At 51.2% G+C, this 12,191-nt stretch carries 15 protein-coding genes; 10 read left to right on the plus strand and 5 right to left on the minus strand.

Translation table 11 applies throughout. The features are described from left to right. Window positions 1-4: 4 nt before the first annotated feature. The 8 genes from fliN to AACZ86_RS09085 all read left to right on the plus strand — a co-directional run bounded on the left by fliN (window position 5) and on the right by AACZ86_RS09085 (window position 5,401). A complete protein-coding gene (gene fliN / locus AACZ86_RS09050) occupies window positions 5-346 on the plus strand; it encodes a flagellar motor switch protein FliN (RefSeq protein ID WP_339691602.1) in 342 nt (113 codons plus the stop codon). Next, a complete protein-coding gene (locus AACZ86_RS09055) occupies window positions 346-600 on the plus strand; it encodes a flagellar biosynthetic protein FliO (RefSeq protein WP_339691604.1) in 255 nt (84 codons plus the stop codon). The genes fliN and AACZ86_RS09055 overlap by 1 nt, the downstream gene beginning before the upstream one ends. Further along, entirely contained in the window at window positions 590-1,366 is a 777-nt protein-coding gene (gene fliP, locus AACZ86_RS09060) for a flagellar type III secretion system pore protein FliP (RefSeq protein ID WP_339691605.1), read from the plus strand. The genes AACZ86_RS09055 and fliP overlap by 11 nt, the downstream gene beginning before the upstream one ends. 3 nt (window positions 1,367-1,369) lie before the next feature. Next, window positions 1,370-1,645, plus strand: a complete 276-nt coding sequence (locus AACZ86_RS09065) for a flagellar biosynthetic protein FliQ (protein WP_339691608.1) — start codon at window positions 1,370-1,372, stop codon at window positions 1,643-1,645. After that, window positions 1,642-2,424, plus strand: a complete 783-nt coding sequence (fliR, locus tag AACZ86_RS09070) for a flagellar biosynthetic protein FliR (protein WP_339691611.1) — start codon at window positions 1,642-1,644, stop codon at window positions 2,422-2,424. Before AACZ86_RS09065 ends, fliR begins: the two co-directional genes overlap by 4 nt. Beyond that, window positions 2,424-3,566 carry a flagellar type III secretion system protein FlhB gene (locus tag AACZ86_RS09075; protein WP_339691612.1) on the plus strand — a complete coding sequence of 381 codons (1,143 nt, stop codon included), beginning with the start codon at window positions 2,424-2,426 and terminating at the stop codon, window positions 3,564-3,566. The genes fliR and AACZ86_RS09075 overlap by 1 nt, the downstream gene beginning before the upstream one ends. A gap of 67 nt (window positions 3,567-3,633) precedes the next feature. Continuing rightward, window positions 3,634-4,986 carry a flagellar filament capping protein FliD gene (gene fliD / locus AACZ86_RS09080; RefSeq protein WP_339691615.1) on the plus strand — a complete coding sequence of 451 codons (1,353 nt, stop codon included), beginning with the start codon at window positions 3,634-3,636 and terminating at the stop codon, window positions 4,984-4,986. A 19-nt stretch (window positions 4,987-5,005) separates the two neighbouring features. Next, on the plus strand, window positions 5,006-5,401 hold the full coding sequence (locus AACZ86_RS09085; protein ID WP_339691617.1) for a flagellar export chaperone FliS: 396 nt from the start codon (window positions 5,006-5,008) through the stop codon (window positions 5,399-5,401). Window positions 5,402-5,417: 16 nt separating this feature from the next. Here the strand turns inward: AACZ86_RS09085 and AACZ86_RS09090 are convergent, their stop codons facing one another. Further along, the gene (locus AACZ86_RS09090; protein WP_339691618.1) at window positions 5,418-6,518 is read right to left on the minus strand and encodes a sigma-54 dependent transcriptional regulator; all 1,101 of its coding nucleotides are present in this window, start codon (window positions 6,516-6,518) and stop codon (window positions 5,418-5,420) included. A 432-nt stretch (window positions 6,519-6,950) separates the two neighbouring features. After that, window positions 6,951-7,433 (minus strand): helix-turn-helix domain-containing protein, encoded by a 483-nt coding sequence (locus AACZ86_RS09095; RefSeq protein WP_339691620.1) that lies wholly within the window; start codon window positions 7,431-7,433, stop codon window positions 6,951-6,953. A gap of 1,162 nt (window positions 7,434-8,595) precedes the next feature. Between AACZ86_RS09095 and AACZ86_RS09100 the strand changes: the two genes are divergently transcribed. Next, window positions 8,596-9,585, plus strand: coding sequence for a diguanylate cyclase (locus tag AACZ86_RS09100; RefSeq protein WP_339691622.1), 990 nt, complete (start codon window positions 8,596-8,598; stop codon window positions 9,583-9,585). Window positions 9,586-9,755: 170 nt separating this feature from the next. After that, window positions 9,756-10,625, plus strand: coding sequence for a class II aldolase/adducin family protein (locus tag AACZ86_RS09105; RefSeq protein WP_339691625.1), 870 nt, complete (start codon window positions 9,756-9,758; stop codon window positions 10,623-10,625). Here AACZ86_RS09105 and AACZ86_RS09110 read toward each other — a convergent pair. The 3 genes from AACZ86_RS09110 to AACZ86_RS09120 form a co-directional block, all read right to left on the minus strand. Beyond that, window positions 10,622-11,173 (minus strand): hypothetical protein, encoded by a 552-nt coding sequence (locus AACZ86_RS09110; protein WP_339691627.1) that lies wholly within the window; start codon window positions 11,171-11,173, stop codon window positions 10,622-10,624. The two genes, AACZ86_RS09105 and AACZ86_RS09110, sit on opposite strands and share 4 nt — an antisense overlap. 92 nt (window positions 11,174-11,265) lie before the next feature. After that, window positions 11,266-11,529 carry a hypothetical protein gene (locus AACZ86_RS09115; protein ID WP_339691629.1) on the minus strand — a complete coding sequence of 88 codons (264 nt, stop codon included), beginning with the start codon at window positions 11,527-11,529 and terminating at the stop codon, window positions 11,266-11,268. A 158-nt stretch (window positions 11,530-11,687) separates the two neighbouring features. Next, on the minus strand, window positions 11,688-12,101 hold the full coding sequence (locus AACZ86_RS09120; protein ID WP_339691632.1) for a holin family protein: 414 nt from the start codon (window positions 12,099-12,101) through the stop codon (window positions 11,688-11,690). Between the last annotated feature and the right edge of the window lie 90 nt (window positions 12,102-12,191).

The raw sequence follows: 12,191 nt of genomic DNA on the forward strand, positions 1-12,191 counted from the left end.
GAAGATGAATGATATGACTCATGATAGCGAAATGCTGGATACTGCAGCGCGTGTTGATATCGAGGGGGCTCCTGCCCAGGACCATTATCGTTTCTTGTCCGATATCAAAGTCAGGCTCTCTGTCGAGGTCGGCAATGTATCGATGACCATATCCGAAATAATGGATTTGCAAGAAGGCTCTGTGGTCGAGCTCGACCGGCAGGTTGACCAATTGATCGACATCAATGTCAACGGAACGCTAGTGGCCCGGGGAGAGGTTGTTCCGGTCAAGAATAAATTCGGTGTGCGTATTGCCGAGATCGTATCCAACGGCATGACGCGTGCGCGTGTGGAAAGGCGCAACTGATGACCTTCTACATCGTCAAACTGTTTATCATGGTGCCAATGATCGGCTTGCTGATCTACGGCTCGCTCTGGCTCTATCGCAAATATCAACCTCAAATGATGATGCGGCAGAATTCAAATCTTTTGAACGTCGTGGAGACGGTTCCAATGGGTGTGCAGAGCAAACTCGCCGTGGTCGATTTTGGTGGCCGTCAGATTCTGCTGGCTGTGACCCGTAACGGTATCCAGAAGATCGATGTTCACCATGCGGACTAGTTTGAAAATATTCCTTGGTGTCGTGCTGTTTTTCGCATCTGCCTATGCCGCTGATCCGGCATTTGCTCAGGATGCTGCTCCGGGAGCATCGGCTGCACTCGAACGTGCACTGGATGACGTCTCTGGCGACGGCCAGCCACTGAGCACAACATTGCAGATCCTGATTGTGATGGGTCTGATGACGGTGTTGCCGTCGCTGATATTGATGATGACGAGCTTCACCCGGATCATAATTGTCTTGTCGATCTTGCGCCATGCACTTGGTTTGCAGCAGACGCCTCCCAACCAGGTATTGCTCGGCCTTGCTCTATTCCTGTCGATGTTCGTCATGGCACCGCAAATCGAGCAGATAAACGAGCAGGCGATCGCACCTTATTCTGCGGATGAAATCGATTTGACAGACGCGATCGAGAAATCCGGAACGATTATGCATGGTTTCATGGCCAAGCAGACCCGGCAAAGTGATCTCAAATTGTTCATGGAACTGTCCAACAAGGACGGCTTCGCCTCGGCTGAAGAAATCCCATTTTCGATAATGTTGCCGGCTTTCATCACCAGTGAATTGAAAACGGCCTTCCAGATCGGATTTCTGATTTTCCTGCCATTTCTGATCATTGATCTCGTGGTAGCTGCGGTCTTGATGGCGCTGGGCATGATGATGCTGTCACCGGTGATTATCTCAATGCCATTTAAATTGCTATTGTTCGTGATGATCGATGGCTGGGCGTTGACCATGGGATCTCTTGCCGGCTCGTTTGCGGTCTAGCTCATGACCGATAGTCCAGATTTCTTTATTGGCATTGCACAACAAGCGCTTTGGATCACTGCGCTGGCCGCTGCTCCGTTGCTTATTCCCGCGCTTTTGGTCGGGCTATTGCTGGGCATGGTGCAGGCTGCAACATCGATCAATGAACAGACCTTGAGCTTCGTTCCCAAGCTGGTTGTCGTGGCCGCGGTTGTCGCTATTTTCGGCGGTTCCATTTTGCTGCTGATTGCAGACTTTACCCGCGAAATCTATGCTCGAATTCCGGACCTCCTGCTATGATCGCTCCAGGTTTTGCAGAGTTTGAAGGCCAGATGTGGATGTGGCTGATGGCGATGATCCGGCCGAGCGCGGCGATGGTTGTCGCTCCGATTTTCGGTGCTGCGAACATTCCCATTCAGGTCCGCATCGTGCTTGCGTTCATGATCGGAATGGTCGCGACCAACAGTATGAGCTTTGAACTGCCTACCGAAACTGCAATCTCCTTGGGTAACAGCTTGTTTGTCATGGGTGAAGTTATCACTGGTCTGGCGATCGGGTTCGCGCTCCAGCTTGGCTACTCCAGCGTGCTGATTGCCGGAGAAACGATCAGCAACGCGATGGGCCTTGGCTTTGCCAGCATGTCAGACCCGCAAACCGGCCAATCGACCCCGGTAATCGGTCAGTTTCTAACGATTTTCGCGACCTTGCTTCTGCTCGCTATTGATGGACATCTGCTGTTGGTTGCGACCATTGTCAAAAGCTATGCTGCGCTGCCTCCCGGCTTTGCGATGATGGGTCCTGATATGCTTTACAGCATGGTGCAATTTGGCGGGACCTTGTTTTCAATGGGATTGCTCATCGCGCTACCAGTGGGCGGCGCCCTCATTCTGGTCCAATTAATGATGGGGTTTCTCGCCCGGACCGCTCCTGCGCTTAACCTGTTTGCGGTCGGCATACCGGTAACGATCACCGTCGGCCTTGTAGCTCTGGCAGTGACCGCGCCGATCATCGCCGACGCTGTTATTCAGGCACTGGGCATGGGTCTTGACCAGGCAGCGCTCGTCGCTGGAGGTGCATAGTGGCAGAAGAATCCCAGAGCGGCGGAGAAAAAACCGAAGCACCAACCCCAAAGAAACTACAAGACAGTTCCAAAAAAGGCGACGTCCTGCAATCGCGCGATTTGGGTGGTGCAATGATCATCTTTGTCGGCACGGTTGCGTTCCTGATGTTTGGCGGCCTGCTTTATGGGGCGCTGGCCGATATGGTTGCTAGTGCGCTTATCATTCACCCTGAAGATATTGAGGCGTTCGATGTTGGCGGTCGGAGCGGCGCTTTGGTTTCCAGCATAGTACCGGAATTCATGAGCCTGTTTGCATTGTTGCTGGTCGCTGCCGTTGCCACGCCGGCGATGCTGGGTTCATTGGGCTTTCGATGGTCTGCGATGAAACCCAAACCGTCAAAGCTTGATCCGATAAAGGGCCTGAAGCGTATTTTTGGTGCGAATGGCGTGATGGAACTCGGTAAATCGCTGATGAAAATTATTTTGATCGGAGCCGTGGGCGGATCAATATTATATCTGCATTTTGACCAGATGGCACAGCTCGCCGCGCAAGATCTGAACAATGCAATCGACAGTTTTGCATCCTTATTCCTGAAGCTCCTCATCGGTATCTGCGTCAGCATGGTGTTGATCGCGATGATTGATGTTCCCATCCAGCTATTCCAGCGCAGCAAACGTCTGAAAATGACGAAACAGGAAATCAAGGATGAATATAAGGAAAGCGAGGGGTCTCCCGACGTTCGTGCACTTCAGCGTCAGCGGCGTAGCGAAATGCTCAACGATTCAACCCGCAAGGCTGTTTCCGACGCGACGGTCATCTTGGTCAACCCAACTCATTTCGCTGTAGCCCTGCGATATGACCGGGACCGGGACATGGCACCAGTTGTGCTTGGCAAGGGATGTGATGCAGTCGCGCTCGCTATGAGAGAAATGGCCAGTGAAATCGGCAAGCCAGTGATGGAATATCCGGATCTCACGAGATCGATATATTATACGTCTAACGTCGGCGATGTAATTGATGATCGTCTCTATGCCGCTGTCGCGATGGTCCTTAGTTTCCTGATCCAGCTTGATGCCAAATTGGTCAGTCCAATCCACAAACCAAAAATCTCACTACCGGATGACGTCAGATATAGCGTTGACGGCGCGCGGATGGCGTAATTTCAACTTGCACCCACCCATTAATTTGCGTTCCGAAGCGCCGTAAAATACCCAAAGGAAGATTATCATGGTCACAGACATTATAAACAGCCTGGGGGTGGGTTCAGGAATCAACACGTCGCAACTTGTAACCGACCTGTTGGCAGCTTCCCAGAATGCGAAACTATCTCAACTCAATTCGCGCTCCCAACTGAATTCTTCGCGAATTTCGGCGATGGCTGCAACCAAGTCCGCTTTGACGACTTTCGCTGCCGCCGTGAAAGAAACATTGAACGGACAGGGTTTTGTTGGCGACCTGATATCGGGGCGAACCGACCTGGCAACAGCATCTGTATTGGATGGTAGTCGGCCTGAAGGACTGCCTGCTTCGGTTGAAGTGGTGCAAGTCGCCGTCGCCCAGCGCGAGATATCGGATGTTTTCGCCAGCGCATCCACCGCAGTTGGCGAGAGAACGCTCACCATCAACAATAGCGGCGGGAGTTTTGACGTCGTCATCGACAGCACCAACAATAGCCTCGCCGGAATGCGAGATGCGATAAATGCCAGCAACAGTGGCGTAACTGCAATGATATTGACAGATAACACTGGCGCCAGACTGGTTATGGAAGCGCAAGAAGGCGTTGATGCCGCGTTCACTTTAACTCAAAGCGGCCCGTCTGCTGCTATGAACCTGACCAATATTGCAACCGCTTTGGACAGTATCATCAAGGTCGACGGTATCGAACTCACCAACAGCAGCAATACGGTTTCCGGCGCCATACCGGGTGTGCAAATTTCGCTATTGGCCGCTCAGGCTGGAACACAATTCACGATTAACGGCGATTCCGAACCATTAGACGTCGCCAGTTTGGTGACAGAGTTTGTGACCGCCTATAATGAACTGCGCAGTTCTTTGAACGCTGCAACCAAACCCGGGTTGGCTGGCGGCACTGGCGGGCCTTTGGCGGGTGACCGTGGCGCCCGCGAAGTTATTCGCAAGCTCAGTCAGTTGACATCAACGCGGCTTACCGACGTCGGCGATTTCAAGACTCTCGCGGACATTGGCGTGCGTACGGAAAATGACGGCACCTTGACGATCGACAAGACGCGGCTTGACGCAGCGATCGCATTGGACAGCGGAGCAATTAAGCTAATGCTCGAGCCAGCTGTGGTTACCGGTACTAATATTGGTCTGTCCGGTGCGCTTGATGCTGTTTCGACCTCTCTACAAGATGATGGTGGTGCTCTGACCGTGGCGACGCAGCGCCTTGAAACCATTCGCGATTCAATCGCTGCCTCGCGTGAAAAAATTGCTGCTGACGGTGAAAAATTGCGCGAACAATTGGAGAAGAACTTTGCAGGGCTCGAACGCCAGCTAGCACTATTGCGTTCGACGCAATCCTATCTTGAACAGCAATTCGCTTCATATACCGACAATTGATCCGAGAAAGTAATAGAACATGACAGTTCAGTCACGAATTCAACGAGCCTCAAGCTACCAATCCATCGCAAAAGAAAGCCGTGTTTTGGCTGCCGACCCATACGAACTGGTCGCGGTGCTTTTCGAAGAGCTGCGCGAAACGCTCGACCAGATGATCGGAAGTGCACGGCGCGGCGACGACGCCCGAATGTATCAGCATAGAGGGAAAGCTTTGGCCATTATCAATGGACTGGATGAATCGCTGAACTTTGACGTGGCGGGAGATCTGGCGCAGACTTTGCACATCATCTATTCGGAAGCTGCAAAGCGCATTCAGATGGACGGCAGGGAAACATGTGTCGAGCGGGTGGAGTCTGCGCGCGAGATGATCCATGAAATTGAAAAAGCCTGGACCGCGATCGCACCATTTCACTAGTTATGGTTTTGCGCGTTTAAACGGCAATGCGGTAATCCATGCGGTCTTCTACATGCCAGTCGATATTATGCTTGCGCATCTTGTCGATCATCGTGGTCCGTTTGATATTGATCAAGCGTGCAGCGCGGGAGACAACACCGTGCGACTTATCGAGCGCGTTCATGATTATACGGCGCTCTTCAAATTGAAGATGTTCGTTCAGATCGAGAACATTGCTTCCCCGACCCACGAAATCTGGAGCATATGGTGCAGCGGAAGACGGGCCAGTACGTGCAGCCTGCGGTAATTCGGTCGGCATGGATACTGGTGCAGCAGCACGCTGGGTCACTGGCGCGATATCGGATTGCACCAGCATGGCAACGTCGCTGGCTAAAATTTGTTTGCCGGAAAAGAAAACCGAAGCGCGTTCGACAACATTGCGCAATTCACGAACATTGCCTGGCCAATCGTAGCTCTGCATGGCGGCGAAGGCCTCTGCCGTAAAAATGGGGAGGGGGTTCCGTCCATCCTGGTTGTTCAGGAAGTGGGCAACCAACGCTGGAATGTCTTCCGCTCTTTCATTGAGCGCCGGCACTTCGATCGGTACGACACAAAGGCGGTAATAGAGATCTTCGCGGAAAACTTTGCTTTTGATACACTCGCCAAGATGTTTGTGCGTGGCCGCGATAACTCTCACATCCACGCCGATATTGCGATTGCCGCCTACCCGGTTGACGATACGGGTTTCCAATACTCGCAACAGCTTGACCTGCATATTGATCGGCATATCGCCAATCTCGTCGAGAAATATTGTGCCGCCATCGGCTTGCTCGAACAAACCGACATGCTGGTTCACGGCACCGGTGAAGCTACCTTTCTCATGACCGAACAGTTCGGACTCAATCAATTGATCCGGCAATGCACCACAATTGACAGCGATGTTGGCTGCGTTTTTGCGATCGGAAATAGCATGGATGGCCTCGGCAACGACTTCCTTACCGCTGCCGGAAGGGCCAGTAATCATAATCGAACTGTTACAACGACCAGCAAATTTTATGATTGTGCGCAATTGTTGCATTTTCGGACTATCGCCGATCAGCTTCTCAGCAAGCAACGTCTCTAAATTTACATCGGTCATTAAGCTACCCAGATCACAAATACACACGCAACCCCGAATTGCCGGGGAAGGGTGGTTCGAAGATCCCGCAATCTTCGAACCGTCACCTGGTAACGTCTGAAATGGACAAAGATGGTTAAAGATGAGTTAATGAAGTGACGTCATTTCTGCGAAAGCTGTAATCGTTGGAACGTCTCGGACCAGAAAATCACCAGCGGGCTGGAGCAACAGGTTCGGATATCGCGGAAACAATACAGGCTAATGCTGGAGTTAAGATGTGGCGAATTTCTCGTTGGCTACGGGAGACAAATGATTGCTGACCGCGTCCATCTTCATCCGGCCTAACGCCATAGGATCCGGAGTGTCATGGTTTCGTGTCAATTTGTCTGGCAGATTGCGGCTCGATAATTGTCGCTATTGTAATTATCTGTGAACTGGGTTGGTGCGCGGGTTTCAGAGCGGAGAGCTGGTGAGAAGTCTTTTTATTTTTTCCATGCAGTCAGGGGAGGCCGAAACAAAGATCATTCGATTGTCGGCAGGGTTTGGAGTTTTCTGAATTAGGCCTTGCTGGACCATGACGTTAATATATCTCATCGCAGTTGTCATCGGTATGCCGGAACTGTGCGCGATGGCTGACACTGTCACCCGTTCGTCTTTTAGGCCGCAGATGTAGATATCGAGGCACATGTTCCAACATGAGTCCGAGAATAAACCATTTCCGGCATCCATGGTCTGGGATTTTAGTCGTCCCCAATGGAGATAGTCTTTGGCGCGACTAATTAGATCAAGATCGCTCAGCTCGTCATTGACGACAATCTTGTCTTCGTTGTTTCGCCCTGGCGAATCCGCCAATCTTTTATCCAGTATTTCAAATCGTTCGTTTGCCCGCTGAAGGGTCGATCGAAGTTCCGCTAGCTCAGCTTCAACACTATCCATTACCTTCACACTGCAATTTTAGAGTCCCCCCAAGTTCTGCTACCTCTTGCAAAAATGCCCAGTCTCGTTCCCGAGCGCCTTCAATAATGGCCCGTATTTGTTCGATTGTAACTGAAATAACTCGGGCAGTGACAGATTGATACCCTTTATCCGCATAGAGGACAATCGGATATCCTGGCTGCAATGAGAAAGGGAGTTTTCCTGCGCGGATTGATATCAGTAGGTTAATATTGAAACCTATAATATGGGCGACCAAGATGGACCACTTCCTTCCATCGGATAGCAAAAAATTACGGCAAACAGATTTGAAAAACGTCAAAAGATCAGTCCAATAGGCGCTCCTCACTCGTGATCGCCTGAAACTGACCTTGCTCATTCGTTGATGAGAGAGATTTGGGACTTTAAGCGATTTAGAGGAGAGGGAATTACATCATTCCTACTGTGCGCTCGAGCCAGTTTTCACATAAAAATTTTGTGTTATCAGCGGCGTAGCACCAGATATGGCCAGAGTTTGGAATTTCAAAAATTTCGCAGAACGGATACAATATGTCCGAGAACTGCAGGATGTAGCGGGGTGGTGAACTCGCAACCAAAATCATGATATCGCACCCACCTTATATGGGCTCCGAGCGTTTGCAATCCGGGCAAAGTCACGAAAACCAACTTTTCTGAATCAAGATTTGTGCAACTCAGCATTTTGAAACCGGTGACGGACAGATCCGACAAAGTAGCGCGAAACAACTGGGTATTGGATTGCCGGACAAATATTTCTGCGGTTACCACCTCGCGGTCACTTGAGCGCCTGCTATCTGACGAAAGAATATCGCTCCGATCAGGTCTCACATCAACACGCGGTGTCATCATTCCATCCTCAGTTAGGTTACCACATGGATATGAACGGCAAAAATATCGACAGACTAAGTGCGTCGACCAGATGCGACGGTCCACAGCGACGGACTCTTGGTGAAATGAGACCTCATATCGAGATAAAAAACATCGAGACCTGTCCGAGCGTCCATTTGCACGAACATCAGGCCGGTCTGATGACACAAGTATCGCCTTACCGAGACACCGTCATTTTCTTCGGTTACCGATTAACTGCCTTAGCTTTTTGACGCGATAACCGTCTCTCATTTTGATGTTGGTCAAATTGGACGATAGAATGAAGATGGATCGAGTCTTCCAATTCGAGGTGGAAGCTGCCCGGCAATTTGCCCTGGAACGATATGATATTCTGGATACCGCTGAGGAATATCGCTTCGACCATATTACCACGGTGGCGAAATTGGCTCTTGATGTTCCGATGGTCGCGATTTCATTACTTGATGGAAATAGGCAATGGTTCAAGTCGAAAATAGGTTTTGAAGCGCTGGAGGTGCCGCGAGATAGTACATTTTGCAATCACGCTATCGATCAAAATTGTTCTTTGATAATTGAGGATGCCACTCTCGATCCACAATTCAAGGACAATCCTTCTGTTACAGGTATCCCCTTTCTGAGAAGCTATATCGGCGTACCACTGACCACGCCGGACGGACATAATATTGGCACGCTTTCTGCGTTGGATATCGTTCCGAGACAGTTCGGGCACTCGAAAGTAGAATTGATGGAGCAGCTCGCCGAACTGGTAATGCATGAGCTTGAATTACGTCAACAAACCGCCAAAGACCGGTTGACTGGCACATTTACGCGGAGTGGCTTTTCTGTAGCGGTGCAGAAGGTGATTTCCCTTTATGGTCGGCAGAAGGTCAAAAGCACGCTCGTTCTCTTTGACGTAAACTTATACAAAATGGTCGCACATCACTCCGGCCGCCTGTCCGGAAACGCGCTGTTGCAGAGAATTGCCCAGTATCTGACCGCACGTCTCCCGCCGCCAAACTGTGTCGGACGTATGGGCGGGACGCAATTTGCTGTTCTGCTCACAGCTACCACTCAAGCGGAAGCAAAGGTTGTGGCGGAAGATTTGATGAAAAGAATGGAATTCAAGAATGCCGAGCTTTTTCTCGATGTAGGCTTCTCCGAAATATCACCGGAGATCGGAATTTGTGATGACTGGCTCAAACAGGCGAATGCTGATTTGAATATTGCAAAAGAATCTGACCGCCGCGGATTTCGTCTGAAATCCGGCAAGCGCTCTGTCGGGCCGGATTGATAATGGAATAATGAACCAGTTCCAATCGCCTCCAATAAAATCGCGGTTCTCATCGGGTGGCGTCTATTTGTCCTTCGGTCAGGCATATCACGTGCGGCGATACTTGACACCAAGGTACATTAGATAGTTTAGTTGCGGTTGTGGACAATGCATGCCTAATTGCATTGACGATGAAATTTCAAGCGAAGGAAGCGATCATGGCAACTGCGATCCAAACAGCCGATTCTGCAATGGGGGTCGGTCCCGGGTTCTCCATCCCCGATCCTCACGAGATACCAACGCTCCAAGGCAAGGTCTCTGAAGTGGAGTGGCAGCTGCGCTGCGATCTGGCGGCGACCTATCGGCTTTGTGCCATGCACGCGTGGACTGATCTTGTGTTCACGCATATTTCCGCTCGGTTGCCGGACGAAGATGGTGAGGAGCGTTTCCTGATCAACCCTTATGGTGTGCTGTTTGACGAGATGACGGCGTCCGCGCTGGTCAAGATCGATCTGAATGGCAATATTCAGCAGGATACACCATATTTCATCAACCCCGCAGGTTTCACAATCCATAGCGCGGTCCACAGCGCTCGTGAGGACGCTGGATGCGTCATCCACGTCCACACGCCTTATGGCATCGCGGTATCTGTTCAAAAGGCAGGGTTAAGGCGCTACACCCAGTTTTCGATGCAGGTTCATGACGACGTCGCCTACCATGGTTATGAGGGCATCGCACTCGATCTGGATGAGCGGGAGCGGCTGATCAACGATCTGGGTGAGAAAAGCCTTATGATATTGCGCAACCACGGTACGTTAACCGTCGGTCAAAATTGTGCTATTGCCTTTATGCGCATGTATCTCCTCGAGAATGCCTGCAAGACCCAGATATTGGCGCAGTCCGTTGGTGGTGAAGAGCATCTCCATGAAGAGAGCGCAGAGATGGGGCATCGGGTCTATCAACAGGGTGCCGCCGTGTTTCAGAAAGGGTTGGGCGACAATCTCGTTTGGCCGGGCCTGATGCGGAAATTGAAGCGTACCAATCCGGGATATGATCACTAGAGATCAAATGGCTGGCGGGACAGGATTTCGACTTTCTTGTCGGTGAAGGCAGCGGAACCCAGTTCCTGTCTCCTGTCCTTTAGAACTCTGTCCCTCTCGTGAAGAATCTCGACGATGGGATCGTGGAAATGCTGGACTGCGGCTGTTAGCCAGTCGCTGACCAGCGGGTCGCCCGGTGCGCCGGTCATATCGAAATTGCGCAGACGCGAAGCGATGGCCTCAGCCGGCATCATATATTCATAGGTAACCCAATAGTTGGTGGTGAACCAGCTGATTGGCATACCGTCCAGGCCGAAGCTCAGCGCGCCAAAATGGACGACGCCCTGGGTGTTCTTGCCATTGGGCAATTTTGCGGGGGGCTGATAATAAGGTTCGACATCTTCAAACATGTCGAGTGGCAGGAACATGTGAAAATGGCCATGTTCGCCTTCTTCGCGCTCTTCCGGCTTGTGCGCATGGTAGAACCAGCGCGACTTGTTGCCCGGCGCGATGCAATCCCCTTTGGGATAATGCTGATATTGAACGAAAGGGGCGTCTGCCGGTACCACTCTGGGTACTAGCGAGACGCCCTCTTTAGCTATTTGGCCCGTAAGCTCAAACAGCCTTTCCAGTGCATTTTTCAATGCGAAATAAGCTAAGCTTACTCGGTGACTGCTTCAGCAGCTTCGTCAGTTGCTTCAGCAGCTGCATCAGCGGCTTCGCCAGTTGCTTCTTCAGCTGCACAAACAGCTTCGCCAGCAGCACATGTTGCTTCTTCAGCAGCACATGTTGCTTCTTCAGCAGCACATTCAGCTACCGCAGCAGCGTCGTCAGCTTGTTCTGCACATGCAGAAAGAGCTGGAACAGCAAGTGCAAGGCCGCCGGCTACAGCCAGCATTTTACGAAAGTTGGTTTCGGTAGTCATTTAATATATCCCCTTTGGATGAACTAGACTTTTCCCTTTATCTGGAAAGATATGGGCATGGCAAGCCTATTTCGTAAATATTGCATTAATCTGAGCGATATCGGGTCGGCGATCCGGTTTTGGGACACTGGTTCGGACCGCGACAATATAGCTGACTCCTATTGCTCGACACCGCGGATTTTCCCCCATTGCCGGGTCACGGTATAGCCGAGGTATCCGGTGCCGAAGAGCGCATAAAGCGGCTCTGGTATTCCTGCGAGATAGGCGTTCATGCCGGCGGCGATATCGCGGGCAGCCTCTGGACGGAAGGCGGCGATCAGCCCCATCGGGACCGACCAGAGCAGCAGGAAATACATGACATAGAGAAAACTGGGCCGCGCGCGACTCGTCCAGGGATCGACCGATTGCGCCTCTGCCAATATGGCGGACATCTGGATGCGGGCTTCTTCCAGTTCCTGGCTGCTTTCCAGTTTGAGCAGTTCCAGTTTGGCTCTGTCACGTGCTTCCTTGTCGGGAATGATCTTGTCTATGATATTTGAAACAGGTCCGATCAGGGTCGAGAGAATGGACATTTTGGAAGTTTCCTTTCTGTGTGTCAGATTGCGAAATTCTGCATAGCTTGTTCTAGAAACGGCTTCTTCGACGGAGAGGAAGTTAAGAAA

Source organism: uncultured Parasphingorhabdus sp. (assembly GCF_963975735.1).
Taxonomy (GTDB): Bacteria; Pseudomonadota; Alphaproteobacteria; order Sphingomonadales; family Sphingomonadaceae; genus Parasphingorhabdus.